The 26,618-nt window shown below is 39.4% G+C and carries 25 protein-coding genes, 1 pseudogene and 1 riboswitch; of the genes and pseudogenes, 15 read left to right on the top strand and 11 right to left on the bottom strand.

Annotated features, from left to right (window positions below):
• Positions 1-18 precede the first annotated feature (18 nt).
• Entirely contained in the window at positions 19-1,128 is a 1,110-nt protein-coding gene (locus V7161_RS06600; protein ID WP_335443316.1) for a lactonase family protein, read from the top strand.
• Between the two features lie 55 nt (positions 1,129-1,183).
• Here the strand turns inward: V7161_RS06600 and V7161_RS30375 are convergent.
• The 3 genes and pseudogenes from V7161_RS30375 to V7161_RS06590 form a co-directional block, all read right to left on the bottom strand.
• Positions 1,184-1,309, bottom strand: a pseudogene (locus tag V7161_RS30375) (GNAT family N-acetyltransferase); the annotation flags it as partial.
• 316 nt (positions 1,310-1,625) lie between these two features.
• A complete protein-coding gene (locus V7161_RS06595) occupies positions 1,626-1,775 on the bottom strand; it encodes a YjcZ family sporulation protein (protein WP_335443314.1) in 150 nt (49 codons plus the stop codon).
• Between the two features lie 32 nt (positions 1,776-1,807).
• Positions 1,808-1,918 carry a YjcZ family sporulation protein gene (locus tag V7161_RS06590; protein ID WP_335443312.1) on the bottom strand — a complete coding sequence of 37 codons (111 nt, stop codon included), beginning with the start codon at positions 1,916-1,918 and terminating at the stop codon, positions 1,808-1,810.
• A gap of 654 nt (positions 1,919-2,572) precedes the next feature.
• Here V7161_RS06590 and lsrK point away from each other — a divergent pair.
• From lsrK to lsrF, 3 genes are read left to right on the top strand one after another with little or no spacing between them, the layout of a single operon-like run.
• A complete protein-coding gene (gene lsrK / locus V7161_RS06585; protein WP_335443310.1) occupies positions 2,573-4,135 on the top strand; it encodes an autoinducer-2 kinase in 1,563 nt (520 codons plus the stop codon).
• Between the two features lie 19 nt (positions 4,136-4,154).
• On the top strand, positions 4,155-4,523 hold the full coding sequence (locus V7161_RS06580; protein WP_335443353.1) for a cupin domain-containing protein: 369 nt from the start codon (positions 4,155-4,157) through the stop codon (positions 4,521-4,523).
• 3 nt (positions 4,524-4,526) lie between these two features.
• Positions 4,527-5,309: a 3-hydroxy-5-phosphonooxypentane-2,4-dione thiolase gene (gene lsrF / locus V7161_RS06575; RefSeq protein WP_335443308.1), complete on the top strand. Its 783-nt coding sequence runs from the start codon at positions 4,527-4,529 to the stop codon at positions 5,307-5,309.
• An 81-nt stretch (positions 5,310-5,390) separates the two neighbouring features.
• Here the strand turns inward: lsrF and fabF are convergent, their stop codons facing one another.
• The gene (gene fabF / locus V7161_RS06570; RefSeq protein WP_335443306.1) at positions 5,391-6,626 is read right to left on the bottom strand and encodes a beta-ketoacyl-ACP synthase II; all 1,236 of its coding nucleotides are present in this window, start codon (positions 6,624-6,626) and stop codon (positions 5,391-5,393) included.
• Between the two features lie 120 nt (positions 6,627-6,746).
• On the opposite strand from fabF, the gene V7161_RS06565 reads away from it, so the two are divergent.
• Positions 6,747-7,589, top strand: coding sequence for a helix-turn-helix transcriptional regulator (locus tag V7161_RS06565; protein ID WP_335443304.1), 843 nt, complete (start codon positions 6,747-6,749; stop codon positions 7,587-7,589).
• 113 nt (positions 7,590-7,702) lie between these two features.
• Positions 7,703-8,368, top strand: coding sequence for an AraC family transcriptional regulator (locus tag V7161_RS06560; protein WP_335443302.1), 666 nt, complete (start codon positions 7,703-7,705; stop codon positions 8,366-8,368).
• An 89-nt stretch (positions 8,369-8,457) separates the two neighbouring features.
• Here the strand turns inward: V7161_RS06560 and V7161_RS06555 are convergent, their stop codons facing one another.
• The 3 genes from V7161_RS06555 to V7161_RS06545 form a co-directional block, all read right to left on the bottom strand.
• Complete coding sequence (locus V7161_RS06555; RefSeq protein ID WP_335443300.1) at positions 8,458-9,297, bottom strand: bifunctional 5,10-methylenetetrahydrofolate dehydrogenase/5,10-methenyltetrahydrofolate cyclohydrolase; 840 nt, start codon at positions 9,295-9,297, stop codon at positions 8,458-8,460.
• A gap of 76 nt (positions 9,298-9,373) precedes the next feature.
• Positions 9,374-9,457, bottom strand: a riboswitch (ZMP/ZTP riboswitch).
• Positions 9,458-9,495: 38 nt separating this feature from the next.
• Positions 9,496-9,783, bottom strand: coding sequence for an aspartyl-phosphate phosphatase Spo0E family protein (locus tag V7161_RS06550; protein ID WP_335443298.1), 288 nt, complete (start codon positions 9,781-9,783; stop codon positions 9,496-9,498).
• Positions 9,784-10,017: 234 nt separating this feature from the next.
• On the bottom strand, positions 10,018-10,797 hold the full coding sequence (locus V7161_RS06545; RefSeq protein ID WP_335443296.1) for a PhzF family phenazine biosynthesis protein: 780 nt from the start codon (positions 10,795-10,797) through the stop codon (positions 10,018-10,020).
• A 149-nt stretch (positions 10,798-10,946) separates the two neighbouring features.
• On the opposite strand from V7161_RS06545, the gene V7161_RS06540 reads away from it, so the two are divergent.
• The 3 genes from V7161_RS06540 to V7161_RS06530 all read left to right on the top strand — a co-directional run bounded on the left by V7161_RS06540 (position 10,947) and on the right by V7161_RS06530 (position 14,044).
• Positions 10,947-11,846, top strand: a complete 900-nt coding sequence (locus tag V7161_RS06540) for a DUF6843 domain-containing protein (protein ID WP_335443295.1) — start codon at positions 10,947-10,949, stop codon at positions 11,844-11,846.
• Positions 11,847-11,952: 106 nt separating this feature from the next.
• Positions 11,953-12,519, top strand: a complete 567-nt coding sequence (locus V7161_RS06535; RefSeq protein WP_335443293.1) for a TIGR00730 family Rossman fold protein — start codon at positions 11,953-11,955, stop codon at positions 12,517-12,519.
• Positions 12,520-13,012: 493 nt separating this feature from the next.
• Positions 13,013-14,044 carry a S66 family peptidase gene (locus V7161_RS06530; RefSeq protein WP_335443291.1) on the top strand — a complete coding sequence of 344 codons (1,032 nt, stop codon included), beginning with the start codon at positions 13,013-13,015 and terminating at the stop codon, positions 14,042-14,044.
• Positions 14,045-14,419: 375 nt separating this feature from the next.
• On the opposite strand, the gene V7161_RS06525 is transcribed toward V7161_RS06530, so the two are convergent.
• Positions 14,420-16,996, bottom strand: a complete 2,577-nt coding sequence (locus V7161_RS06525; RefSeq protein ID WP_335443290.1) for a PBP1A family penicillin-binding protein — start codon at positions 16,994-16,996, stop codon at positions 14,420-14,422.
• A gap of 543 nt (positions 16,997-17,539) precedes the next feature.
• On the opposite strand from V7161_RS06525, the gene V7161_RS06520 reads away from it, so the two are divergent.
• Positions 17,540-18,484, top strand: coding sequence for an aldo/keto reductase family protein (locus tag V7161_RS06520; protein ID WP_335443289.1), 945 nt, complete (start codon positions 17,540-17,542; stop codon positions 18,482-18,484).
• A gap of 570 nt (positions 18,485-19,054) precedes the next feature.
• Here V7161_RS06520 and V7161_RS06515 read toward each other — a convergent pair.
• Positions 19,055-19,852, bottom strand: a complete 798-nt coding sequence (locus tag V7161_RS06515) for an HAD family hydrolase (RefSeq protein WP_335443287.1) — start codon at positions 19,850-19,852, stop codon at positions 19,055-19,057.
• Positions 19,853-20,041: 189 nt separating this feature from the next.
• Positions 20,042-21,520 carry a DNA/RNA non-specific endonuclease gene (locus V7161_RS06510; RefSeq protein WP_335443286.1) on the bottom strand — a complete coding sequence of 493 codons (1,479 nt, stop codon included), beginning with the start codon at positions 21,518-21,520 and terminating at the stop codon, positions 20,042-20,044.
• Between the two features lie 568 nt (positions 21,521-22,088).
• Here V7161_RS06510 and V7161_RS06505 point away from each other — a divergent pair.
• From V7161_RS06505 to V7161_RS06485, 5 genes are all read left to right on the top strand, one after another.
• On the top strand, positions 22,089-22,397 hold the full coding sequence (locus V7161_RS06505; RefSeq protein WP_335443351.1) for a sensor histidine kinase: 309 nt from the start codon (positions 22,089-22,091) through the stop codon (positions 22,395-22,397).
• Between the two features lie 129 nt (positions 22,398-22,526).
• Positions 22,527-22,817: a hypothetical protein gene (locus tag V7161_RS06500; RefSeq protein ID WP_335443284.1), complete on the top strand. Its 291-nt coding sequence runs from the start codon at positions 22,527-22,529 to the stop codon at positions 22,815-22,817.
• On the top strand, positions 22,804-23,667 hold the full coding sequence (locus tag V7161_RS06495; protein ID WP_335443282.1) for a hypothetical protein: 864 nt from the start codon (positions 22,804-22,806) through the stop codon (positions 23,665-23,667). Before V7161_RS06500 ends, V7161_RS06495 begins: the two co-directional genes overlap by 14 nt.
• A gap of 367 nt (positions 23,668-24,034) precedes the next feature.
• Positions 24,035-24,286, top strand: a complete 252-nt coding sequence (locus V7161_RS06490; protein ID WP_335443349.1) for a DUF2535 family protein — start codon at positions 24,035-24,037, stop codon at positions 24,284-24,286.
• A gap of 125 nt (positions 24,287-24,411) precedes the next feature.
• Positions 24,412-25,254: a DegV family protein gene (locus V7161_RS06485; protein ID WP_335443281.1), complete on the top strand. Its 843-nt coding sequence runs from the start codon at positions 24,412-24,414 to the stop codon at positions 25,252-25,254.
• 379 nt (positions 25,255-25,633) lie between these two features.
• Here V7161_RS06485 and V7161_RS06480 read toward each other — a convergent pair whose 3' ends face one another.
• Complete coding sequence (locus V7161_RS06480; protein ID WP_335443279.1) at positions 25,634-26,521, bottom strand: MBL fold metallo-hydrolase; 888 nt, start codon at positions 26,519-26,521, stop codon at positions 25,634-25,636.
• Between the last annotated feature and the right edge of the window lie 97 nt (positions 26,522-26,618).

Raw genomic sequence — 26,618 nt, 5'->3', positions numbered from 1 at the left:
AGGGAGGAGAGTCATGGAATGCATATGATGAATAACTATTTTCGTGCTAGGGCGAGTATGGTTTACATGATGACTAATAATGAAGTAATGAATCAAATCATTGCCTTTCGTCGGGACATGAATGGAATGCTCACCTTTATGGGCTCCTACCCAACTTATGGAAGGGGCACGGGTACAAAGGAGGTCTCCACTGCAACAGCAAACGATGGTGTCGATCCCCTTGCGTCACAAGGCTCCTTAACTTTGTCCCGTGATGGACGTTTCCTGATTGCCGTTAACGCTGGCAGCCATAGTATCAGCAGTTTCATCATACCTGACAGCGGGGCACCTGTTCTCATTGATGTGAAGTCATCAGGAGGCGCTCAGCCCAATAGTGTAGCTGTGTTTGGTAATCTTCTCTATGTTTCCAATGTAGGGAATCCCACTAATAATTTTGCATCCAATATCACTGGTTTTCATATAGACGCTAACGGACGCCTCACTCCTATTCCTGGATCCATCCATTCACTAAGCACCCCTAATGCTCAGCCAGCGCAGGTTCTCTTCACTCCCGATGGCAGTAAAATCCTTGTTTCCGAGCTTACTTCCAACCGTCTCAGTGTTTTCCATGTGAATCAAAATGGTACTGTTACTAGACCAATTGTTAATGATTCTAATGGAATGGGACCACTGGGAGCTTATTTTTTATCTTCTGGAATCCTTTTAGTTACGGAAGCCGTGTCAAATGCGCTGTCATCCTATTCATTGAGCCGCGACGGGACCCTTCATGTGATCAGCGGTTCGGTACCGAATGGATATGTGACGGCTTGCTGGGTTGCGACAACGAGAGATGAACGATTTGCTTACACCACCAATACCTTAAGCGGCACCATCTCCACATATCGAATTGATCCGAGTGGAGCATTGTCGGTGGTAAGGCACATTACCAGTACACCGGCTGGCACACCTGCCGGATTTCCAATGGATATTGGAGTCAGTAAAGATGGACGGCATTTTTACACCCTTAATGGAAACCAGGGGACAGTCTCCGTATTTACTATCCAAGATGATGGCGTTTTGGTACCATTGCAGGTTGCTGCTTGGACTAATATTCCTTATTTTGGATCGCAGGGGTTAGCGGTTCTTTAAAGACTATAGGGACGGTTCTCATGGAGCAGACCGAGAACCGTCCCTGTGGCTTTTTTTATTCCTCAGTAGGATTTTTAGGTCCGTTAAGTTCTAATTGATAAAATGCTAAGTCTAGCCATCTATTGAATTTAAAGCCTGCCTTTTTTATTGTACCTAAATGAACAAAGCCAAAGTTTTTATGTTATAAAGTAAGCGTAATAGGTCCGTTTGGCACTTTTCGGTTATTTAACCTTTCTTAAACATTTTCCTCGTGATTGATCTTATTAACAGTCGAAGCCCTTGTGGTATTAGGTATAGAAAATATGATATAAATAAGGGCTTAATCCGACGATACTTTAAATAAACTGATGCATAAGCTGGTATTGAGCATCGGCTATGCTGCCATACATTTTACATCCTCAGTGCGTAATAATGCGTTCGGTGCATTAGAGCAGATAAAAAAGCCCTAAAAAATAAGGGCTTTTTTATTTGAAAAAAATTAGGTTGGATTCTTCCTTTTAATAAAAGACAGTTGCTCCAATGATAATTAATAAAATAAACAAGACAACGATTAAGGCAAAACCTCCGCCATAACCAAAGCCGCCACCGTAACCGAATCCACCACAGCCACAACCTCCAAAGCCGCCGAATCCTCCATATCCGAACATAAATTTCCCCTCCTTTAATGTTTATTATTTAATTAATAAAAGCCGCCGAATCCTCCGCCTATAAAGGACGCACCTATAATAATAAGAAGGATAAACAATACAACTACTAATGCGAAACCTCCACCTGCTCCTACACCGTCCATTTAATTACCTCCTTTACATCTTATTCAATACAAAATATGACTAAATTTAAAAGGTGTCAGGGCACTTGCGAAATACAAAAGCCCAATCTCATCTTTTCATTATAAGAAACAGCATTATGTAGCAGAAAAAAGACTCCTTAACGCTAAGAGTGCTTAGTACGGCTGCTTTGGTTATGGCGCTGGATTTTATGGATGTGGTACTTTCGTTTTAATCGCAAGTATTCCTTATCTTGTTAATCATCGTTCAGTCGTTTATTAAATAAGAGCAATATAAAAAAGCCCTTGTTAGGGGCTTTTTCGTGTTTGAGATTACTTTCCTATATTCATACAAAGGATATGGGTATATCGGCTACACTCTATCGTATGCATAGAGCTAATTTAAATAATCCATAGGTTAAGCCTGATTTTGAGGGGTTTTTATTAATTATGCAATATCCGTATTGAAAGATAATCAAATCACTTTAGAAATCAAAAAACCTGTGAATGACCATACTGAAAGTTCTGATTATAAAAGTTTACGGATATATTTCTGTTATAGACGTAGAGAAAAATCGTTGCCATTCTACGGAGCTTTATAAGGAGAGTATATTTCTATTTTAATAACAGATGAAGCTGCAGCTATTTCCTTACTCTGTATGGAGGTGAAAGAAAATCATGGCGTACATTCTGGCATTTGATGCTGGTACTGGCAGTATTCGCGCTGTTTTGTTCGATCAATTAGGTAATCAAGTTGGGGTTTCACAAATAGAATGGAACCATTTATCAAATGAACAGTATCCAGGATCTATGGACTTTGATTGGGAAACAAACTGGAAGCTAGTCGTTCAGTGTGTAAGGACTGTTATAGAGGAAACAGGAGTAGACGCCAAGCAAATAAAAGCGATAAGTGCTACGAGTATGAGGGAAGGAATTATCCTTTATGATGAAACGGGTAAGGAGATTTGGGCTTGTGCAAATGTTGATGCTCGAGCTTCGGATGAGGTAAAGGCGTTAAAGGCATTAGATCCTGAATTAGAATACAAGCTTTATCGATTATCTGGCCAAATGTTTGCATTGGGGGCACTTCCCAGGCTTTTGTGGATAAAAAATCATTTACCGGATATTTATGACAAAGCCGCAGCCATGACAATGATTAATGATTGGATTCTTTATAAGTTGTCAGGGAAACTACAGGTCGATCCTTCAAATGGCTGTACGACTGGAATTTTTGATATTAAAAAAAGGAATTGGGATCGTGCTGCAGCAGAAATGTGCGGACTAAAAAATAATTTATTCCCTGCGGTTAATGAAGCGGGTACTGTCATCGGTCACGTGACGGATGGAGCAGCAGCGTATACAGGCTTGAATGCAGGAACTCCGGTTATCTGTGGAGGCGGAGATGCTCAAATGGCTTCTGTTGGTGTAGGTGCGGTAAAAGCGGGGCAAGCGGTTGTATCAGGTGGATCATTTTGGCAGCAAGAAGTCAATGTGGAACAGCCTTTGATTGACAAAAGCGGCCGAATCCGGGTTAACTGCCATGCCGTACCCGAATTATGGCAGCTAGAAACCATTGCTTTTTTCCCTGGTCTTGTCATGAGATGGTTCCGTGATGCCTTTTGTGATTTGGAAAAAAGCGAAGCAAAAGAGACCGGTCGGGACCCCTATGAAATTTTAGAAGAAAAGGCAAAGCATGTACCAATCGGGGCAAATGGGATTATTCCAATCTTTTCAGATACGATGAATTATCGCTCTTGGCGCCATGCATCCCCATCGTTCATTAACCTCACTTTAGATCCTCTGAAAACGGGTAAAAAAGAAATGTTTAAATCCATTCAAGAAAATGCGGCGCTTCTAACACTAGGAAACTTAAAGATTATCGAAGAAGAAACCGGATATTATCCAACAGAAGTTATTTTTGCAGGCGGAGCCTCGAAAGGAAAGCTTTGGAGTCAAACTCTTGCAGATGTTCTGGGAGTACCAGTGAAAGTCCCTGAAGTGAAAGAAGCAGCCGCATTGGGCACAGCGCTATTTGCAGGTATAGGCGCAGGAATTTATGCGAATATCGAGCAGGCCGTTAACCAAGTTGTAAAGTGGGAGAGGACACATCCCCCTAACAATGAAAACCATGTCCAATACTTAGAAATCTATGAAAAATGGAGAAGTGTCTATCAAGAACAACTTCAGCTTGCGGATCGTGGATTAACGTCTCATATGTGGAAGGCACCTGGTCTTGAATAATTTAAAAGTGGGTGATGGAATGAAGAAAGTTCACGAAAATGACTTCGAATATCGGTTTGGCGACAATGGGCCGAAATATTTAACAAAAGGTCCGAACGTAGATGTTGGTGTGGTGGTATTAAAGCCAGGCCAAGATTTCCAAAACCATTATCATACCGTTTGCGAAGAAATTTTCTATATCCTCGAAGGGAAGATCGATTTTTATATAAATGGGATTAAAGTACCTGTTATACCCGGTGATATGATTCAATGCCTTCCTGGCGATGCTCATTACCTTATCAATCAAACTGATCTAACCTTTAAAGCCCTTTTCATTAAATCACCGCATATTTCGGAAAGAGATGTTGTGAACAGTAAGAATCCAGAAATCAATGAAAGGAGTGAGTAGATCGTGAGCTGGGGCTTTCAAAATCGATTAAATAAAATATTGCCAAATAAGCGGGCAGTCATGCTTGCCATCGATCACGGCTATTTCTTAGGTCCAATAAGGGGTTTAGAAAAGCCTGAGGAAACGGTCAGAGACTTACTTCCCTATACGGATTCCCTCTATTTAACACGAGGTACACTGGCTGCATGTATTCCAAATGATACAGAAAAACCAATGGTTCTTCGTGTATCTGGCGGTCCTACTACACTCGGAAAGGATTTAGCGAATGAAACGATCGTTACTTCGATAAAAGAAGCGATTCGCCATAATGTTGTTGGTGTAGGAGTTTCGGTTTTTATCGGATCTGACTATGAAACTCAAACCGTAACAAATCTAGCTCATGTTGTAACGGATGCTCATGATTACGGAATACCGGTACTTGGAATTACTGCTGTCGGAAAAGAGCTGGAGAAACGGGATGCTAGGTTCTTGGCATTGGCTTCAAGAGTTCTTGCAGAAATGGGAACGGATATTGTTAAAACCTATTACTGTGACAACTTTGAACAGGTAACGAGTAAGTGTCCGGTTCCGATTGTTATTGCAGGCGGTCCAAAATTTGATACTATTCGTGAAGCACTTGAAATCACCTATAATGCGATGGCGCAAGGTGCAGCCGGGGTGGATATGGGAAGGAATATTTGGCAATCTAAGCATCCTCTTGCCATGATCCAAGCAATACATTCCATCGTTCATAAAGGATTCACTGTCAAAGAAGCAGTAGATTTATATGAATCTTCTTCTTCATAAAGGGACCAAGGGGACGGTTCTCACGGTTTTTTTGAACCATGAGAACCGTCCCTTTGGTGTTCCAGGAGGAATGCCCCAATTTCATTCGTATCGTTTCAATACAATCGCTGAATTATGCCCGCCAAAGCCAAAGGAATTGGATAAACCGATTGATAACGGAAGCTTTCGTGCTCCTTCTGCCACATAATCCAAATCACACTCTGGATCTGCCGTAACTAAATTGATGGTTGGAGGTACAATCCCTTGCTGTAGAGTTTTAACTAGAGCAATGGCCTCCACTCCGCCGGCAGCACCAAGCATATGGCCAGTCATAGATTTATTAGCCGTAACTGGTATTTGATAGGCACGTTCTCCGAATAAACTTTTTATGGCCATGGTTTCAGAGCGATCTCCTACTGGTGTACTTGTCGCATGAGCACTGATCACATCAACATCATCCGTTGAAATGTTTGCTTTACGTAAAGCATTTCTCATCGCTAAATAGGCGCCTTTTCCTTCAGGGTGTGAAGCGACCATATGATGGGCATCGGAACTAGCTCCATAACCGACGACTTCGCATAAAATCGGTGCATTTCTTTTAACAGCATGTTCTAAAGACTCTAACACTAATATTCCAGCTCCTTCACTCATGACGAAACCATCTCGTTCGGAATCAAACGGGCGGCTTGCGAGTGTTGGCTCCTCATTTCTTGTAGATAATGCTTTGGCATTCCCGAAACTCGCTAAGGATAAAGTGGTGATGGCTGCTTCCGTTCCACCTGCAAAGATAACATCTGCATCACCGTAGCGGATGGTATTAAAGGCTTCGCCAATCGCAGTGTTGCCGATTGAACATGCCGTTACTGGCGATAACGATGGTCCACGTGCTCCAAATTTTATGCTTATTTGTGCAGCAGCTGCATTGGAAATCATCATTGGAACCAGATTAGGACTTACTCTTCTCGGTCCACGTTCGTTTAGGAGGTTCACGTTATCAATAAAGGTGTTGATGCCGCCGATCCCTGATCCCACATACACGCCAAAGCGGTCCCGATCTAATTTTTCGAGTTGTAGTTGCGAGTTTTCCAGAGCCTCCTCGGCTGCAGCTAAAGCAAACTGTGTAAAACGGTCTAATCCTCTGGCTTCCTTCGTACCCCAGCGTTCTTCCGGATTAAAGTTACGCACTATACCGGCAATTTTCGTTTTGGAATTGGATACATCTAAAGTATCAATCGTTGATATACCGGATTTTCCTATTAGTAAGGAGTCCCAAAACGTGTCCACATCGTTGCCAAGAGGCGAGATAAGCCCCATTCCTGTAATAACCACTCTATTCATCTTCATTCCTCCAATCAGTTCATTTTCTATCATTGTAGCTCATTATTATCCTATTACAAGTTGTTGTTTATCATAGTATAATTAGTACCACGATAAATCGATCGAAAAGAGGAAGGGAAAATGAAACCTGAAACCAGACTTGAAGCACTTTCAGAATTTTTAAAAGCAAAACGTTCGAAGCTCAATCCACAAATGGTGGGACTGCCAACGGGGACCCGCAGAAGGACACCGGGTTTAAGGAGGGAAGAGGTGGCTCAATTAGCTGGTGTCAGCACGACCTGGTATACCTGGTTAGAACAAGGACGGGATATTAAAGTTTCTACTTCCGTATTAGATGCTATATCAGATGCACTGAAATTAAGTAATGATGAAAAAAAGTATTTGTATGCTTTAGCTTTGGAGGAAGGGAGTGGGGCCAATCCTGCATTCTCCAATACAGAAGAAATTATCATTAGCCCATCTTTAAAAAGGATTTTACAAGAGCTTCGATATTGTCCCACCATCATTACCGATCGGCGATGCTTTATTGTAGGATGGAATCAGGCAGCGGCCAATGTGTTTTTGGATTTTGAACTGATTCCAATGGAGCAGAGGAATCTCATCCAGTTGTTATTTTCAAGAAAGGAATTTAGAAGTTTAGCCGTTAATTGGGTCCATTTCGTAAAGGGGTTCATCGCCATTTTTCGGACGTATTACGGTCAATATGTGGCAGATCAATGGTACAACCAATTTATTCAGGAGATGGAACAGGTCTATCCGGAGTTTCACCAATTGTGGAATGAAAGTGAAGTGAGTTCAGCACCTGAAATTCAAATTGAATTCCGGCACGCGAAGGCAGGAAAAATGATCTTCAATTTAACTTCTTTACAGGTTCAGGGAAATAATGATTTAAGATGCAGTGTCTATACACCGGTTGAAAACACTGAAACAGAAATAAAGTTAAAGCGCCTTATGGAACATTAAAAATCTTGGACCATGGGGACGGTTCTCACGGTTTTTTTGAACCATGGGAACCATCCCTGTGGTATTCTTAGGTAACTAAAAAGCTTAATTAAATGGAACAGGGGTTGTTATCGATGATTCGAAAACATACATTGCATATTCTTAACGGGCAAGAAATGTATAATTATTTTAAAAAGACACAGTTTCTCGAACAAGAATGGATGATTCCTTTTAATGAAGCTATGTGTTATGGAAACACGTGCGACGATCTATTTTCACAGAAATTCGTCGAAATACGTTCAAAGGTTCATCAAGTAACGCCGGCACAATATGCTGAAATCACGCTTAAACCATTAGATCCTCTCTTTAGGGAAGATTTTACTCACATTGCCTTATGGTTTGATTCCGATATGTTTTGTCAAATTAATCTCCTCACCATTCTTGCGTGGTTGGACCAAACAAATCATAAAGGTAGGATTGACCTTCATATAGTCGGAGATAAGTTTGAACCGGTGGATTCCTTCGAATTAAAAGCGAATGGATATTATCAAGTTTACAAGCAAGTTTTGATACATAAAACACTTCCTAAATATATCCATCCAGCTCCCTTAAAGAAGGGGGTTGAACTATATTTGAATTACCTTAATAAAAAAAGTGATCTACTGCTGTATATTCAAAAGCACCAAGATGTTCCAGAAAAAGAACTTGTGCCTGCTCTAATCGAAAAATTCAGAGATTACGGGTTAGGAGATACACAATACTTCGAAATTATTAAGTCGCTTCGTAAAACAAATCCATAACCTTTAACTTTTATTTTCTAACTACCGGTTCATCCAGTTTAATAAGGAAATAGGAAGCTAGTCTTAAAAGAATAGCTTCCTATTTGTCTTTAAAACTTGTATTTTTCAGCCGAATCAACAGTGTGTTTCAGCAGCATGGCAATGGTAACAGGTCCTACACCACCGGGCACAGGTGTTATGGCACCTGCAGCCTGGTAACAACTCTCATAATCTATATCTCCAATATTTCCTTTGTTATATCCAGCATCTAGGACAACGGAGCCCTCTTTTAGCCAACTTCCTTGAATAAATTGGGGCTTACCAACTGCAGCTACCACAATATCTGCTTGTTTTAAAATATCTGGTAAATTAGACGTTTTTGAATGACACGTTGTAACCGTAGCATTTTCGTTAAGAAGCAACGCAGAAACAGGCTTACCTAGGATTGGGCTTCTGCCAACAACAACGGCATGTTTACCTTCGATTGAAATCTTGTAATATTTTATTATTTCCATAATGGCTGCTGGAGTACAGGAAGGATAATTTCCAAATCCTAATGCAGTCTGACCGTACCCAGCACTTGTAACACCATCTACATCTTTGCGAATATCGATTGCCTCGAAAGCCATTCGTTCATCAATCTGCGCTGGAACTGGATGTTGTAAAAGGATACCATGTACAGTTGGATCTTCGTTTAATTCTCTAATCGTTTCTAATAATTCGTTTGTCGTTGTTTCTTCAGGTAAATGTACACGAATAGAATTTATACCTAATTTCTTACAGGCATTCCCCTTCATTCTTACGTATGTTTCTGAGGAAGGATTATTCCCAACTAAAATCGTGGCGAGGCATGGTGTGACCCCATTGTTTTTTAATGATTCAATTCGTCCTTTTAGTTGATCCTTTATATTTTGAGCTACAACAATTCCATCCAAAATGATTTTCTCCATTTTTTTCGCCTCCAGGAATGATAATAAAAAAGAGATAAGGACAATATCCTTATCTCTAAAAAAAGGATAATATCCTTATCTCTGCCCAGACGACCCGACAATTCCAATCACAGCTTCCTTGTGGTCTTTTCCACGGATGTCGTCAGTTACTGTGACTGCTTCGTTTATAAGAAAAAGATAACATATAAAAGAAAAATGTCAAGAAGACCAAGTGGACGGTGGTGATTTCATTAATAAAAAAATATCTGGAATGAATCGATAAAATTCTATGGATTGTTTAATAAGAATAGAGGGAAGGTCAACGTAATGATATATTGATTTAGTATGTTTCTCGTCCAATAATAACCTATTATAATCGTTCAATAGTTTGTCTAGTTCTTGGCTGCAATAGATCGTTTCTTCATCTTGGAGTCCTTTTGTCATTCCTAAATGAATCATTTCGGCCTTTTTCTCATTTATTGCCTCTTCAAAGTGTTCCAGTCTCATTGCAGATTCACCTCGTAAATTCCAGTAAACTTTTAGTAAACTAATCTATTGAAATGAATTATAGCATTCTTTACCTAATATGGAAGAGATTCAACAAAACAAGATAAAAGGAGACAAAAATAGACGAAGAGCGTAGGTATTCGACAAGTGCCATGCGTGACATGGGGACGATTCTCTTGGAGGGTTCATGAGGGGAACACCCCGGTCAGGCAGACCGAGAACCGTCCCTCTAGCCTACTCCAGATATAAATCCGCAATCGAATAGAGGGCTGCTTTGCCTGCCATCTTTACTCGGGTGTCTTCATGCTTACAGTAAAGTGTACCGCCTCTTTTGGATACCTGCTTGGCAGTCATTTCCTTTTTGTCTAGTCTTTTTGCCCAATATGGAAGTAAACTGCAGTGCAAAGAACCTGTTACGGGATCCTCATTTACTTTTAACTTTGGAAAAAATCCTCTGGAAACAAAATCATATTCTGTTCCTTTAGCGGTGATACAGACACCAAGGCCATCCGGTAATTTTTCTAATTTTACAAAGTCTGGGTTTGCGTTAATCACGGCTTCTTCCGATTCTAATACCAATATTAGGTCTCTGTTGATAAAGGCTTCGATTGGTGTAACACCCAACGCTTCGATGATCTGTTCCGTTACTGGATATTCTTTGGATGGAACAGCGGGAAAATCCAATTCATACAAATCACCGATTCTATTTACCGTTAACAATCCGCCCATTGTATCAAACTGGACGGAAGACAGTTCCTTTTTATAATAATTCATAATGACAAAGGCGGTGGCGAGAGTAGCATGACCACAAAGGTTGATTTCTCCCCCTGGAGTAAACCATCGCAGCCGATAATGAGCTCCTTCTCTAACAGCAAAGGCGGTTTCGGATAAGTTATTTTCGATCGCAATTTTCTGCATTAAGTCGTCGGAAAGCCAATCCTTCATCACACAAACTCCTGCCGGATTGCCTTCAAAAATTTTCTCCGCAAAGGCGTCAACTACAAAATATTTCATAACTTAATCCCTCCGTGAGTACCTATGATATTTACTATTGAGATAAGTATAACACTCGAACAGCAAAGTTTTTTAGTAACTAGTAGAAGAATAGTTTAAATTATATACTTAGATTAATAGAGTTAGTTACATATATAAAGGAGATAAATATGCGGAGAAAGTTAAAATCAGCATTATTCTCAACGCTGATGTTGAGTGGATTCTTTTTTCTGTCTGGAGTCATTGAGGGAGCAGTTGGAGCATTTAGTATTGTCGTTCTGTTTTTTGCCGCAGTGGGAAACTTTCTTTACGGCATACCTGTTTCTTTTTTATCGGATCATCTTACAAGAAAATTAATGAAATCAAGGTTCATAGTGGCAGGCTTTATACATTTATTATTCGGCTTTTTAACCGCTTTTGTCATTGAGGGGTTAGGTATATTTGCTGGGGTTTGCTCCCTGCTCTTTTTCTTATTCGAAGAACTGCAAAGGAAGAACCGTTCACAATTTAAGGTCAATAGAAAAACAATCTTTATTAATGGGATCATAACAATCTGTTTGTTCTCATTAGGGATATATGGGTTATTGCATTTTATGGGCACAGATTCTGAAAAGGAAACAAATCAAATCTATTTAATTCCTAGTGGTTATGAGGGTTCTATTGTGGTTTACTATGATGTTTCGAAGGAACCCCCTTTAAAGAAAGAAGGCAAATTTTCAGTTATTCCCGTAAAAGTAGAAAATTTAGAAGCCTTAGCGGACACAGATATAGAACAATATGGTATTACATTGACTTCTTCACCTATGAATGACGAAGGTGCTACCATTAACGACAAATATTATTACGTAGACGAAACGGGAAAAAGAACGGAAATAGACCAATATTGCACCTCATATGGTACCAATGGTTCTTTTTCAGCTGATGATGAGAAGGAAATTCAATATACAACACTTCAAATCACGAAGACCGATTGCAGTGAGCAGTTTTATCTTAAGGGTAAGGACATTTATCATACTCAATTGGATGAGGTACAAAATCACTGGATGAATAAATTATTGGAAGAAAACTAATTTGAACCAAGAGAACAGTCCCTTTGGTGGCTATTGGTGATTAGCAGTATTAATGAATGGGAAAAATATGAGAAAGCAGACAGTAAAAAAATCTAAGGAGGTACCAGTGAAACGTATAGCGGTTTATTGTGGTTCAAGTTTCGGTGCTTCAGAAGCATATAAAAATGGAGCCGTTCAATTGGGAAAAGAGTTGGCTAAACAGAAAATCACGTTGGTTTATGGCGGTTCAAGTAACGGCTTGATGGGTGCAGTGGCGGATGCGGCACTTCAAGAAGGCGGGCATGTAATTGGAGTTATTCCCAGAGTATTGGAAGAACGTGAAATATCTCATAAAGGTTTGACGGAGCTGCATACGGTTGAAACGATGCATGAGAGAAAAGCAAAAATGGCAGAACTGGCAGACGGGTTTATTGTGCTGCCTGGCGGGGCCGGAACACTTGAAGAGTTTTTTGAAGTTTTCACATGGGGTCAGATCGGCTTGCATCAAAAGCCATGCGGCATTCTAAATATTCATCACTATTACGACCCCTTAAAAAATCTGATTGACCATATGATCGAACAGAAATTTTTACAGGAGAAATTTCGTTCTATGGTGATATTCGAAGAACAGCCAGATGTTTTGCTTGATCAGTTTTCCAAATATGTACCGCCATCGATAAAAAATTTCAAATAGAAGAGAAGTGTTCGTGCACTTCTCTTTTTTTATTCATTATCCTTTATGTAATAGGTTTAATTGCATATTTATTCAAATATTTGATTGGTTTTGAGATAGTGTAATTTGTTGAGGATTGTCAGTTTAATATAATGGGATTTCCAAAAATCTTAACAATTAATCCAATAAAAAAAGAGCTATCAAGCTCTTACTTTTTGTTCGTATTAGCCCCACCTTCGCTAAATACGGTGATGTTCACATTAACCATCCAACCCAGTATAATTATACAATAAAACGCTTACATATTCAATACCTATTCATAGTCTAATATTTTCCATATTAAGAGACTAAGGGGAAGGTCATAGTGGTTGTCATTTACCACATCTAAAACCATGAGAACCATCACAAAGGAATTATGCATTTTCAAGTAACAGCAGGTAATTTTACTAATATTGTAGAAATTAAAGCCAGATGCTATGTTCTTCAACTATAGGTTATCGAGGGTGGGAGTAAAATGTTAATAAAGCCAAAGAAATTGCAGCCAGGAGATTGTGTTGCAACCGTAAGTCTGTCTTGGGGAGGAGCTGGTGATCCAGGACTAAGATGGCGATATGAACAAGGTGTAAGGAGATTAGAAGAAGTTTTTGGATTGAAAGTTATCCCAATGCCAAATAGTTTAAAAGGGAGTGACTATCTTTATAAAAATCCACAAGCTCGTGCGGAAGATTTGATGACAGCGTTTAAGGATGAAAGTATTAAAGGAATCATTGCCAATATTGGCGGAGAAGATAGCATTCGCTTGCTTCCTTATATTGATTTTGATGATATACGTAAAAACCCGAAAATTTTTATGGGCTATTCTGATGTGACCATTTCCCATTTATTTTGTCTTAAAGCAGGAATTTCTTCTTTTTACGGTCCAGCCATTTTGACTGATTTTGCGGAAAATGTTGAGATGGATCCATATACGGTTGAAATGGTGAATCGAACTCTCTTTACAAATGAGATCATTGGCGAAATTCAACCGGCCAAAGAATGGACGAGTGAGCGGTTAGAATGGATAGAAGAGAATAAGAACCGCCGCCGGACAATGCAGCAAAATACCGGTTACGAGGTACTTCAGGGCTCAGGTGTCGTACAAGGACATTTGATTGGCGGTTGTTTGGAAGTGTTAGAGTTTGCGAAAGGAACAGAACTTTGGCCAGATCAGGAATATTGGAATGATAGCATACTTTTCTTTGAAACATCTGAAGAAAAGCCGGAACCGCATTTAATGAAGTATTGGCTGCGAAATTATGCGGTACAAGGAATTCTTCATAAAGCCAATGGAATTATTTTTGGCAAACCGCAAGACGGGAAGTATTACGATGAATATAAAGAAGTAATTCATAAAGTTATGAAGGAGTTTAACTTGGAGGATTTGCCGATTCTTTATAACTTGAATTTTGGCCATACCGAACCGAAATTCATTTTGCCATATGGAGCAAGGGCAGAAATAAATTGTGATAAGAAGACGTTCAGGATTTTAGAAAGTGGTGTGGAGTAGGAAATACTGTTTTCGACATCTTTCATTGCGTTTTGAAAGGAGAAACCCAGTAGTGGAGCGTGCCGGACCATTTTTAATCAAATAATTGATTAAAATTAAAAAGGCAGGATTTAAAACGAAGGGTTGATGAAGGAAGCATACAGGAACCGAAAACTGTCTTCATGGAGCGTTCATGAGAACAAAACCAGGATCGAAAAACCGAAAACTGTCCTCATGGAGCGTTCATGAGAACAAAACAAAGACCGGAAAACCGAAAGCTGTCCTCATGGAGTGTTTATGAGAACAAAACCAAGACCTGAAAACCGAAAACTGTCCTCATGGAGTTCATGAGGACAAAATCAAGACTGGCAAACAGAGAGCCGTCCCTATGGTGTTCTACTGAACTGTAACAGAAGTACCGGCTGGGGCACTTGTACCTGCAGCATTGGATGCTGTCACAGAAATGATATACGTTTGACCTGGCTCCGGGCCACTTAACGTTGCTTGTGTTTCTGTAGTGGGCGCCAATCTATACGTACTGCCCTTAACCGTAAAGGAAACTGTAAATTGAACATTTTGAGTAAGGTCATTATTGTTGGTCCAGGTAATCACGATATTATTAGAGTTTTTATCGAAATAAGCTTGTAAATTGCTTGGACTGATTGGTGCTGCTGCTGCTTTTTCTTTAACGGTTATGGAAGCAGAAGCTGGATCACTTTTTATCCCATCAGAGATGGCAACGATCGTAAATGTATATGATTTTCCTTTCTCCGGGCTTTGAAGTGCGGCTTGCCTATTACTTGTTGATGTTAATTTTGTTGTATTTCCATCCACTGTATAAGAAACATCATAGGCTGGTTCTGAACCAGTTTCAGAAGCATAATTCCATGATAATTGAATGCTATCTGAAGCTTCATCATATTTTGCTTGAACATTGGTTGGTTTATTCGTCTTAGGTGGTTGCGGCTTTTCTCCACCTTTTATATAGTATTCCTTGCCTAATTTTCCAACACTGCTTGGTTGCGTAAATCCTTCCGTGCTGGCAGCTGCTTTTGACATAATTGCTTTAAATGCTAATTTAGAGAAGTTGGCGCTTTTGCTTCCTAAATAGTCATCCTTAGAAGTAGTTTGTGTGTAGCCTGTCCAAACAGCACTGGTGTACTGCGGTGTATATCCTACAAACCAGGCATCTCTTGTCGCATCATTGGGTAAACCATATTTCGTTATTGCTGATTGATCGAAGCTGGTTGTTCCGGTTTTTCCAGCTATATCGAGACGAGGAATATTTGCCATGGTTCCTGTTCCTGAATCCACCACTGTACGTAACATATCTGTGATGAGGAAGGCCGTAGAATCTTCCATTACCTTCTTCTTACTTGAAGCTAAACTCATTTCCGTTCCATCCTGATAAATGATTTTGGAAACAGTAAATGGTTTTGCATAGTAGCCGCCATTTCCAAATGCGGTATACGCTCCCGTCATATTAAGAGGAGAGGCTGCATCAATCGCGCCAATCGCATTCGATTCATTTGCTTTTTGGGCATCTGTAATCGGAAAACCAAGGCTATTGGCAAAATCAGTGGCATAGTCTGCTCCTACTTCCTGATAGGTTTTTAATGCAGGAATATTCCGTGACCATTTCAGATGATCTCTAATTGATTTATCTCCTGCATAGGTATGACTTGCATTTCGAATCGGGGCACCATTTGAGTATTGATACTTTTCATCCTTTATTATGTGTCCAGTAGACCATTTGAATTTTTCAATGGCTGGCCCGTAGTCAAGAATGGGTTTAATCGTAGAACCAGGATGACGTTTAATTTTTGTTGCATAGTTAAATTTGCCGGTGCTATAATTTCTTCCTCCGCCAATGGCTTTAATGGCTCCAGTCTGGGTCTCTGCAATGACCACCGCTGTTTGCAGCTTATCATTAGCAGGAAAGTTGATATAATTGTTTGTTGAAAGAACGTCTTCCGTTACTTGCTGGATTTTTGGATCAATGGTTGTATAAATTTCCAATCCATCTTCAAAAATATTTGCACCTGTTTTTTCTTGTACTTCTGTAATGGCCGTATCAACAAATGCTTGATATTTATTGGGAGGTGCTTGTTGAATATTTAAGGTACCTTCAATTGGTGTACTTTGTGCTTTCTCCATTTCTGATTTAGAAATATATCCATGCCTGTTCATATAATAAAGAACCATATTTCTGCGTTTTTTGGCTGCGTCTAGATTACTTTCAACCGTTGGTGTATAGTTATTTGGACTTTGTGGAATCCCTGCCAGGAGTGCAGCTTGTTCCAGTGTTAATTTATTCAACTGGTCAGGACCAAGTCCAAAGAATCTTTCAGCTGCTTTTGCAACGCCATAAACATCATTGCCATATAAGTTTTTGTTAAAATACATCTCTAGAATTTGATCCTTCGAGAATTTTCTTTCTAATTGAAGGGCTAAATACCATTCCTGCACCTTTCTTGTAGGGGTTTTTTCTATGGTTAGAAAAGAATTTTTCACAACCTGCTGTGTAATCGTACTGCCGCCTTGCGAGGAACCGGTCGTTATATTCGTCCAAATGGCAACGAGTGTCCGTTTCACATCGATTCCATGATGCTGATAAAAACGGGCATCCTCTGTAGCTAGAACAGCATTTTTTAAGACATCAGGTATTTGCTTAATCGTAATTTCATCCCGTTTTTCTTTACCGATTTCGGCAATGACGGTTTTCTCATCACTAGCATAAAACTTAGAAGATAAAGGATCTTTTAATAGCGTTTCGTTAAATTTCGGAGCGTCTTTTATAATCCATGCCAAAGCTCCGGCCCCTGCCAGAAACAAAACTATACCTAATGTAAGACAAATATATAAGAACTTTTTCCAAAATCCTTTTCTTGGCTTCTTGTTTTTGGAAGAACCTTGCTGATGTTCTTGTATGTTTTTTCTTCGCTCAGTCCGAGAACTATACTCTTCTGACATGTTCCTTTCTCCTGCCTTTCAAAAATGCCATAGAGACGTTACTGCTGGTTTTATATTTAAGGATTCCCTTTTAGAAAAACTCAATGCTTTATTCCAAAAAAAAAGAGACTTATAATAGCCCCTAATTTATCTAAATAAACTTTTTTAATTCCTAATGATTTTCTAAAAGGTATTGTTTTATTTTATGAAACCGCAACCTTTTCCTTAAAACTTCACTGTTTTCATCATTGTAGGAGATTCTAGTTTTGTAGTAACTAATAATAATTTGATGCATGAACCACTTTACAGTTTTCATTAACACCACGCTCCTTTTTTGAATATTCTAGCGAATATTTATTAAGAACTAATGACAGTGATGTAAAAAATTCAATAAGAGTTGGTTAAAAGAGGTCTGACCCTCACTGGGTTAGATTTGAGAAAGGCATTTCTATAAGAGAGCTGTCCCCGCAGAATTTTTTCTAATGACATACCAAATAATGGACATAAAGCTAAATCATATAGTATTTTTATTTTGTGTCACGAAATTTTCTGGGAGGGATTAACATGGAATACCGTCGTTTAGGAAAAACAGGACTAAAAGTGAGTGAAATAAGTTTAGGCAGCTGGCTTACATATGGTGGGTACGTAGAGGAACAAAATGCTGCGGCTTCAATCGATAAAGCCTATGATCTAGGGATAAACTTTTTTGACACTGCCAATGTGTATATGCGCGGGGAAGCAGAAATTGTAGTCGGAAAAGCACTTAAGAAGTACGTGCGTGATTCCTACGTTTTAGCCACAAAGGTATTCTGGCCAATGGGTGATGGGCCAAACGACCGGGGGTTATCCCGAAAACATGTCATGGAACAATGTCATGCGAGCCTAAAGCGCCTGAACACAGATTATGTGGACATTTATTATTGTCATCGTTTTGACCAGGAAACGCCGCTGGATGAAACATTGCGGGCATTGGATGACCTTGTTCGCCAAGGAAAGGTTTTATATGTCGGGGTTAGTGAATGGACAGCTGAACAAATTACGGAAGCGGTTCATCTTGCAGACAAAAAGCTCCTTGACCGAATTGTTGTGAATCAGCCGCAATACAGCATGCTTCAACGGTATATTGAAAAGGACGTCATCCCAGTAAGTGAAAAACATGGCATTGGCCAAGTCGTTTGGTCTCCTCTTGCCCAAGGTATTTTAACTGGTAAATATCAGAAGGGTGCTCAGGCTCCTGCAGGAAGCCGTGCATCACAGGAAAAATACAGTAACCTTTTTGGATTACTCACTGATGAGAATCTCGATAAAGTGGAACTATTAAAAGAAGTCGCCAAAGACAATGACATGTCACTTGTCACCCTGGCATTAGCGTGGATTTTACGACAACCAAATGTATCCAGTGCTCTTGTAGGAGCGAGTCGGCCTGAACAACTAGAAGAAAATGTAAAAGCGGCGGGCGTAAAGTTAAATGCTGAAACCCTCGCTCGAATTGAGGATATTTTAAGATAAGGCTCTGTGATCAAGGGGACGGTTTATGTGGTAATCTCTAACCATTAGAATCGCCCCCTGTGGTCTTTTTAAAGAGGAGAACGGTCAATAAAAAGGGTTCATAATGCCCAACTCATCCGGGAAGTGAGAGAAATGTCCTTCATAAGATAAATGAAAGACAAAACGCATCTAATAAACAGGAGTACGGTCAGTTAGAGGGGTTCATAATGCCCTAACTCATCAGGGAAGTGAGAAAAATGTCCTTCATGGGGTAAATGAAAGACAAAACCTATCTAGTAATCAGGAGAACGGTCAATAAAAGGGGTTTTTAATACCCGATCCCATCATGAAAATGAGAGAAATGTCCTTCATAATGCGGATGTATGAAATAAAATTGATTTGTCGATAGGCTCAGAATAAATTTAATAAAGAAATCTACTGCAAAAGTTAAGTTTTTATTAAGAAAAAAAAGCTATCATTAAGACAAGCTTTTTCAAGACCCCCTTTTATATATTTACTGGATGCCCTCGAGGATTGTTTTCGAACAGTCTTGAGGGCTATTTTTTTGGGGGAGGAACGATCTTGTGGTTTTTAAATCGCATATGATTCATATGACTTGAGAAGATAGCGTTCTATAAACTCAGCTAATCCATCATTTTCGTGGTGTCCGGTAACAAAATCAGCTGCTGCTTTAACCTTTTCGCTAGCGTTCCCCATTGCCACACCAGTACCGGCATGACGAAGCATCTCTATATCATTAGGTCCGTCTCCAATGGTTACCACTTCATTTGGACTAATTCGAAGTTCGGTAAGTAAGCCTTTTATAGCAGACCATTTGGAAACATTAGGAGCAAGCAGCTCAAACCCGTCATTCCAATCGACGACTTCTGCTTCCTCTTTAAACAAAGCGGAAACTTTCGGACTAGCCGTACCTGTTCGAACACTATATTTAAGCACATCTTGATAATTTGCCTGTCTTAAATCTCCAATATACTGAGGCGGAATTTGCCCAACTTTTGTCCAATAATCGATTTCTTCATTTGTTTCCTTACAATAAACCCCGTCTGCTGTATGGATGATAACATTCCAAGGATTTTCAGCCGTCAGATAGTGAAATCGTTCTTCGTTCAATCCGACGGTTTTCTTTTGCAATACTCTTCCTGTCTCTGCATCGTGAATAGCAGCACCATTTAAACAGATCATCGGTGTTCGCAATCCAATTTCCTTATGGTAAGGAGCTGTTACTTCGTAGTGTCGGCCCGTGGCTAGAAAAACTATGACTCCCTGATTAATAAGCCTATAAATGGCTTCCTTATTTCGGTGGGAAATGTTGTTTGAGGCTTTTAGTAGTGTACCATCCATATCAATAAATATTGCACGCACATTCATCTATACTGCCTCCTCATTCGTTGATAAACCAATCATATCATCTGAATATTAATGGTTAGTAAACTGAGTGTATAGTTTAAATGAAGTTTATTATTCTGGTGCCCGTCCCCCAAAAAAACAATAAAGCTGCCTAAAAAATCATTTTGAAAAACGATCTTTTAGACAGCTTTTTGGATTTATTTATGCGGCTTAGCTAGTAGGACCATTGTCAACAGTGGCTTCGATGCTGTCCTGGATGCTTGTCGAAATCGAAGGCAGGAAATTATAACCAGTCAAAGATTCAATCGAGTCAACACTTACCCTGTAGTTGCCCCAAGGTTGACTGGAAGCTGTTTGATCATTCGGCAACATCACAGCGATTACTCTTGTCGAAGTGGATACACGGCTAATATCATTACTTCCATTAGGCAATACGACGATTACCTTCCATACTTTTGCCGGTACGACAACTCCGTTCCCAACTGTGGTTTTAAATCCATTTGACCCGGTACCCCCACTTCCGTAACCTCCGGAAATAATATATAATTCGTTTCCAGCTGCAACAAGTTGACGGGAATATGACTCTAAATTTTCCCATGTAATCTGGTTGTTATTTGGAGCTTGAGGGAGCATATTGGTCATCAGAAACGTAGCTGAATTGTTGGCAACAGAAGATGTACGGTCTCCAGAAGGAGTCATGTGCCCTCTGTCAAATCCGCTTCCAGAAAATTCAGTAGCAGTAACCTGATACCATCCCGACGGCAATGTAGTATCAGCACGGAAGTCATCCTGACGTGGAGTGCTTCCAATATCAGAGGAACCTAAATGCCAGCTGACCCAGTTAGGCTCGTGTTTGCTATTGTTGTACGATAGTGTATATTGCGGCTTAGTCATTAAATAATTATTGGCATTAGTTGTAACTGCTGTGGCGCCACTTGGATTCCCCAGCCCCATATTATCATCATCAACACCTGTTTGTGTCGTAGGTTCAGCTGGTGAAGATGAATTCTGAGGAGCCAAGCTACTGGTAATCACTAAGTCATTTGCATTATTGTTTGTGTCCCAACCATTACCTTGCCCCTGTACGGTTCCACCGTTATTGTCTTTACGTTCTGCACTTGTAGTAGCAGAAAGTGTACCTACTGGAGAAGTCTCTGAATTATTGGCAGAACCATAGCCTACAAAATCGACAACATTTGAATCTGTTGAACCCGATACCGAGGTGGTGACCTTTGCCAATGCAACCTTTCCACTGGTTGCACTTAAGTTAATAGTGCCTGTAACATTAGCAGTCGGCAAATCAACCGTTCCGCCGCCGCCGCTAGCCTGTTTCACTAAAAAGTATTGATGTGCACCAATACTGCCTGTTAAATTTGTAATGTTACTAAACGTACCGGTTGAAGAGGCATATTGAACAGACCATCCAGACAAGTTAATACTAGAATTTGTAGGATTGTAGAGTTCAATATAATCATTTTTATAGGATGAGCCACTATTACCTCCACCACCATAAACTTCACTGATTACAACATTGGTTCCGACCGCAGCTTGTGCAGGCTTAATATTTAAATTAGCTATGGCACCTACAAACACGAGGCACGTTGAAACAAGAACGGCTGCCTTTTTCATTATATTTCCTTTGCTCTTTTTAGATAAAATTGCTTTTTGTCCCAATCCGCTTTCAAACATATTTCGATAACCTCCTATTAATGATATAGAAATAGCCCGTTTAATTTCAAAAAAGGATGATAAAAAATAATTACAGGAAATTAGAAAAAGTTGTGATAGACTAAATACCTCAGTTATCGGTCTATGAATATAAAAGTCTTAAATAATTCTCCAACACCTCCATCTCTATTAACGCAACCCACTCCACATAGCTTGTATACAAATCATAGTTATGTGTTGTGTATACCATGCTCAAATTTATAATAGCAAAAGGCTCTTCTGAAAAATACTAATTTTCTGTAAATTTATTCTACTTCTTCTATAAATAGGGTTAATCTTTGGTATCTCCTCATGATTTTGAGGAGGCTATAAAACTAATAATCGAATATGCAAAACAATCTTCAAGCGAAACTATTGCAGGAAGGTATTGAGAGAATGGAATACTTGGCTTTTCTCCGGGAAAAGGAGTGGATTACGGTCAAGGATATGCCTTAGGCATGCCATAAAAGGATGTTAATCCGGGGAGAATCCCGCAGTATTCTGTATCGCAAAGACTCTCTGTCATTTAATGGTTAGGATGATGTAGTATATTAAGGAACAATGTGTTCAACATACCGATCCCTTATCAGGAATGATAAAGGTTTCCCTGGCAGCTTCTGAGCGGTTTGCCGAACTTGCCGTTCAGGACAATGGCTCTGGTATCTCCGAAGAAAATCTTCCTTTGATATTTGACCGTTTTTATCGTGCGGATGTGTCCCGTACAAGACGGACAGGAGGCGCGGGACTTGGGTTATCGATCACCAAGTCGATTGTGGAAGCACATGGAGGAGGAATTGAGGTCGAGAGTCAACCGGGAACCGGTACAATCTTTCGTGGTTACTTACCGTTGTCAGAGTGACATTGGGGACCGTCCTTGTGGCTTTTTCAACTAAATATAGGCCCATCTCTTATGAATAAGTATAAATGGGAAAAATAACATTCGGACAAAGGGAATATATAATGAAATTAGCAGAGGGGGTGTGTTAATTTGGAAAATAAAAAAGTCTTTAATGATATAATTTCTGATTATGCAATAGCTCGACCAGGTTACCCAATTGAGTTGTTTAGGGATATCATCGATTATTCAAAAATAAAGAATGAGGCAAAGATACTTGAAATAGGTTCAGGACCAGGTCAAGCTACAGAGTATTTTGTGAAAAATCGATATTCAATTACAGGATTAGGCTTCTTAGTACTGTTTTTGTTAGTCCACAGTATTTGGAGGAGAATCACTCAATCTCGATTAAGTATTGCGAGGGACAATTATGAAAAGGTTTAAATTGGGATTTATAGGATTTATACTTTTATTAACAATAATTTTATTAATATCCATATTACAGGTTAGAGGTACCAAAGCTGATGACACAGTTTATAAGGTAGAAATTTCAACCACTCCAGCTGAAGGGTTTTTAATTGCTCAAAATATGTCCCCTGGAGATAAAAAGACTTCCATACTAAGGGTAAGCAATAATGGTAACTTAGACTTTAACTACTCTGTTAGTTCACGTCAGGAAACTGGAAATGTAGATTTATATAATAAAATTTTGCTAAAGGTATCTGATAGTGAAGGTAGGCTTTATGAGGGTCCATTAAATAATTTTAAAGATTTCCCTTTAGGCACGATTGAAATCGATGGAAATGAATCTCTAACATTTACGGCAGAACTTCCAGTCGATAGCGGAAATGAAATCCAAGGGCAGTCGACAAAAGTAGCATTCGATTTTACAGCTATTGGACATGAGGAACAGATACCGATTGGAGATCAATGTTATGAGCCACCATTCTCAAATCAGAATTTTACTCTTCAACAAAAATCAACAGTCCCAATTAAATTTCATTTGAGAGATGAATTTGGAAATTTAGAAGAAGAACTATTACAAAATGTTCGAATAGAGGTGACTGGTCCTTCTTCTAAAGGCGGAGTACTTAAGTATGTTTTTGTTCCTAAAGATGGATCGTTAGATTTCCAAAAGGTTAACCCACCACATTATCATGCTCGCTTCTCCACCTTTGATTATCCTGTAGTGAATGATCAATGGTATACAGCAACAGTTTATGTGGATAACAAAGAATATTGTAAAAAAACCTTCCAAGTGTTACAAAATGGTAACCGTTCCAATGCACCATAAAAGACCTTGAATCTAATTTCAAGGTCTTATTTATCAATAATTTAATAGGATATAAATAACACTCTAGTAATTATAAAAGGAGCTTCCAGAATTGTATAAAAATATTTGCCCAAATTGCCCCAAACAATCCTTCAGCAGCATCGACTTCGGAAAATAGCTCTGTCCCTACTGCAACAAGACCCCACCAAAGCCAAGCTCCTAGATGCTGAACGTCACCATAAAAACACCCCTCCATTATTCCTAATCAAAACAAACCACACATTTGAAAAATTCACAAATTATTTTTCCACCCAAGCATATTTAGACACATTTCGGGAGGTAAAAGATGTATAATATAGTCAAACGGGTGAAAAAGAGGATTGATATTTTGTTATTCAAAAGCCTAGAGTTCAAAAATGATATTGGACAGAAGGTTAAAGTCGTCGAAATTCCTGTATTGGGGGAAGATAGTACTTATAAATTTATGATCCAAGTCCGTTTACAGACGTATATTACGTCAATCTACAAGGAGCCAAGCCCGAAAAAATGCTACTCCTTTAAAGACTACTTGAAGAAGGTCATGAAATGGCCGGATTATGAACAATTATTTAACGTGGCAGAATTAAAGAATAATGCTTAATGTAAGGGGAGCACCGGGTAACCGGTGTTCTTTTTGTGTCAAAACAACACAAAAACCGTGATTTTGTTCCAATCAATCCCCGAAACCTGTATAATACAAAGCAGTAACATTAGGGAAGTGAACAAATGAGCAAGATTAAAATTGTAACCGATTCAACGTTAGACATTTCCAATGAAACGGCCGATCAATTAGGGATTGTCATTGTGCCGTTATCGATAACGATAAATGGAGAAACCTATTTAGATCGGGTTGATATAGACCCAGCTGAATTTATTGAAAATATGAGCGTTGCAAATGAATTGCCGAAAAGTTCTCAGCCTCCAGCAGGTGCCTTTTTAGAGGTTTACGACCAGCTTGGGAAAGAAGGATATGAAGTTTTATCCATCCACATGACCGGAAAAATGAGCGGCACGGTTCGCTCAGCAGAAAGTGCGGCCCAAATGTCAGAGACAAAAGTGACGGTGGTCGATTCGCAATTTATTTCCAAGGCCTTATCCTTTCAAGTAAAAGAAGCTGCCGAAATGGCCAAACAGGGGAAAAGTGTGGAGGAAATCCTTGAACGTTTACAATCGGTTCGCGAGCATACGAAGTTATATATAATGGTAGATACGTTAGAGAATTTGGTAAAAGGCGGGAGGATTGGTAAAGGTAAGGCCTTTATCGGATCCCTATTAAACATCAAACCGATTGCTTCGCTAGAGGGAGCAGAATATAACCCCGTAACTAAAGTGCGTAGTCATTCCCAGGTTGTCAAATTTATGGTCAAGCAGTTTGCTGATGATGTAAAAGGGAAGACGATTCGCGGCGTTGGAATTGCTCATGCCGAAGCACATGAACTGTCTACAAAAATAAAAAATAGCATAATAGAATTAACCGGTTATCAGGATATAGAAATAGATTATACCGGCCCAATTGTTAGTACCCATACCGGCCCAGGTGCTTTTGCGTTAATGTATTATTATGAATAAAAAAAGAGGATGTCAAAAAAGTCTAGCTTTTGACATCCTCTTTATTTCTACTGGATGATAGATTTTTTAATTCGCCGATAAACTGGCTAGATTCGCCGATAAATTTGAAAATTCGCCGATAAAGTGGTCAGAATCGCCGATAAACACTAAAAATTCGCCGATATCATTTTTCATTGATTAAAAAATATGAAATTTGCATGTAAAAACCATTAAAATCTGACCCAAAAAACTTATTATTTGCGAATAATCTAGTTATATTTGCGAAATGCCGATTTTTATTTGCGAATCTCACAGTTTTACTTGCGATAACTCGAATTTTATTTGCGAATCGAATCTTAATGTTACCCAACTTATCCCAGGACCACATTTAAAGAATAAATCAACCATTTACCACTTTTTCAGAACCTTCAGGAACCGTCAACCCCAATCGAACCAGATGCTTCCGGATCCCGCTCCGTTCCCAAGTTTTAAAAATAGTATTTTCCAAACTTTTTTTCGGGTAGAAAATGCCGATGTTTGTAAGTTCCTCAAAGGAAAGTCCTTCCCGTACATATTTCTCAATGGTTTGATCGCGTCGGTCAATAATGGCAAGGAATTTATCCATCGCCGCCTGAAAATCCTGCTTAGAAAAAATTCCTTTTTGATGGCCGGTAATATAGGTGTCAGCATCAAGGGACAGCAATCGTTTACCGGAAGCGATGAAATCTTCAATATCCCCATCCGTACCGTTATACCAGGGACCAAATGAGGTCATGTCATAGTCACTCGTAAATACAACGCCTTGCTCCGGGAAGTAAGGGCATGAAAGCCCGTTTGTATGACCAGGTGTATGAAGAAAATGTACTTTTACTTTTCCAAAGCGATATTCCACTTCATAATCATAGGTTCCTGTTATTTCTCCGAGGTTTTTCACCCATTCCTGAGGGAGATTCTTTTTCCATTTCTCCACACCAATCTGGCCCCATTCCTGGTATACGCCATTTGCTTTCGCTACCCCTTCAATCGAACGTGACGTTTCAAATTCAATTGGGTTAATCCATTTTGTAGTGTCTGCAAACACGTGGTTAAAACGAGTGTGGTCAGGATGGTAATGCGTATTGATAATTAAGTCCAGTCCGTAATCCGCATAAATCTCTTTTAAAAGGTTCGGGTCGGCTCCGGTATCGATCAAAAGCTTTTCGGAATCATTGATGAATAAGCTTCGGGAATAAGGGACCTTGCTGGCATTTGGGCCTTCTAAAACCATGATTGGTCCAAAACGCTTCATGATTAACACCTCCATTAGTGAAAAGGTTCCAATATTTCAAAAACATGAATGAATACTCATTCATAATATCATATCCATTTTCTGAATGAAACCTTTC

Origin of the sequence: Neobacillus drentensis, assembly GCF_036965425.1 — a bacterium.
GTDB lineage: Bacteria > Bacillota > Bacilli > Bacillales > Cytobacillaceae > Neobacillus > Neobacillus drentensis_F.
The sequence above is the reverse complement of the archived record's forward strand: the minus strand, read 5'-3'. Positions and strand labels throughout refer to the sequence as shown.

What these genes read in the sequence shown, in the direction of transcription:
- V7161_RS06600 (WP_335443316.1), top strand. Translation starts at nt 19, where the DNA reads ATGCATATGATGAATAACTATTTTCGTGCTAGGGCGAGTATGGTTTAC.
- V7161_RS06595 (WP_335443314.1), bottom strand. Translation starts at nt 1,775, where the DNA reads ATGTTCGGATATGGAGGATTCGGCGGCTTTGGAGGTTGTGGCTGTGGT.
- V7161_RS06590 (WP_335443312.1), bottom strand. Translation starts at nt 1,918, where the DNA reads ATGGACGGTGTAGGAGCAGGTGGAGGTTTCGCATTAGTAGTTGTATTG.
- lsrK (WP_335443310.1), top strand. Translation starts at nt 2,573, where the DNA reads ATGGCGTACATTCTGGCATTTGATGCTGGTACTGGCAGTATTCGCGCT.
- V7161_RS06580 (WP_335443353.1), top strand. Translation starts at nt 4,155, where the DNA reads ATGAAGAAAGTTCACGAAAATGACTTCGAATATCGGTTTGGCGACAAT.
- fabF (WP_335443306.1), bottom strand. Translation starts at nt 6,626, where the DNA reads ATGAATAGAGTGGTTATTACAGGAATGGGGCTTATCTCGCCTCTTGGC.
- V7161_RS06565 (WP_335443304.1), top strand. Translation starts at nt 6,747, where the DNA reads ATGAAACCTGAAACCAGACTTGAAGCACTTTCAGAATTTTTAAAAGCA.
- V7161_RS06560 (WP_335443302.1), top strand. Translation starts at nt 7,703, where the DNA reads ATGATTCGAAAACATACATTGCATATTCTTAACGGGCAAGAAATGTAT.
- V7161_RS06555 (WP_335443300.1), bottom strand. Translation starts at nt 9,297, where the DNA reads ATGGAGAAAATCATTTTGGATGGAATTGTTGTAGCTCAAAATATAAAG.
- V7161_RS06550 (WP_335443298.1), bottom strand. Translation starts at nt 9,783, where the DNA reads ATGAGACTGGAACACTTTGAAGAGGCAATAAATGAGAAAAAGGCCGAA.
- V7161_RS06545 (WP_335443296.1), bottom strand. Translation starts at nt 10,797, where the DNA reads ATGAAATATTTTGTAGTTGACGCCTTTGCGGAGAAAATTTTTGAAGGC.
- V7161_RS06540 (WP_335443295.1), top strand. Translation starts at nt 10,947, where the DNA reads ATGCGGAGAAAGTTAAAATCAGCATTATTCTCAACGCTGATGTTGAGT.
- V7161_RS06530 (WP_335443291.1), top strand. Translation starts at nt 13,013, where the DNA reads ATGTTAATAAAGCCAAAGAAATTGCAGCCAGGAGATTGTGTTGCAACC.
- V7161_RS06525 (WP_335443290.1), bottom strand. Translation starts at nt 16,996, where the DNA reads ATGTCAGAAGAGTATAGTTCTCGGACTGAGCGAAGAAAAAACATACAA.
- V7161_RS06520 (WP_335443289.1), top strand. Translation starts at nt 17,540, where the DNA reads ATGGAATACCGTCGTTTAGGAAAAACAGGACTAAAAGTGAGTGAAATA.
- V7161_RS06515 (WP_335443287.1), bottom strand. Translation starts at nt 19,852, where the DNA reads ATGAATGTGCGTGCAATATTTATTGATATGGATGGTACACTACTAAAA.
- V7161_RS06510 (WP_335443286.1), bottom strand. Translation starts at nt 21,520, where the DNA reads ATGTTTGAAAGCGGATTGGGACAAAAAGCAATTTTATCTAAAAAGAGC.
- V7161_RS06495 (WP_335443282.1), top strand. Translation starts at nt 22,804, where the DNA reads ATGAAAAGGTTTAAATTGGGATTTATAGGATTTATACTTTTATTAACA.
- V7161_RS06485 (WP_335443281.1), top strand. Translation starts at nt 24,412, where the DNA reads ATGAGCAAGATTAAAATTGTAACCGATTCAACGTTAGACATTTCCAAT.
- V7161_RS06480 (WP_335443279.1), bottom strand. Translation starts at nt 26,521, where the DNA reads ATGAAGCGTTTTGGACCAATCATGGTTTTAGAAGGCCCAAATGCCAGC.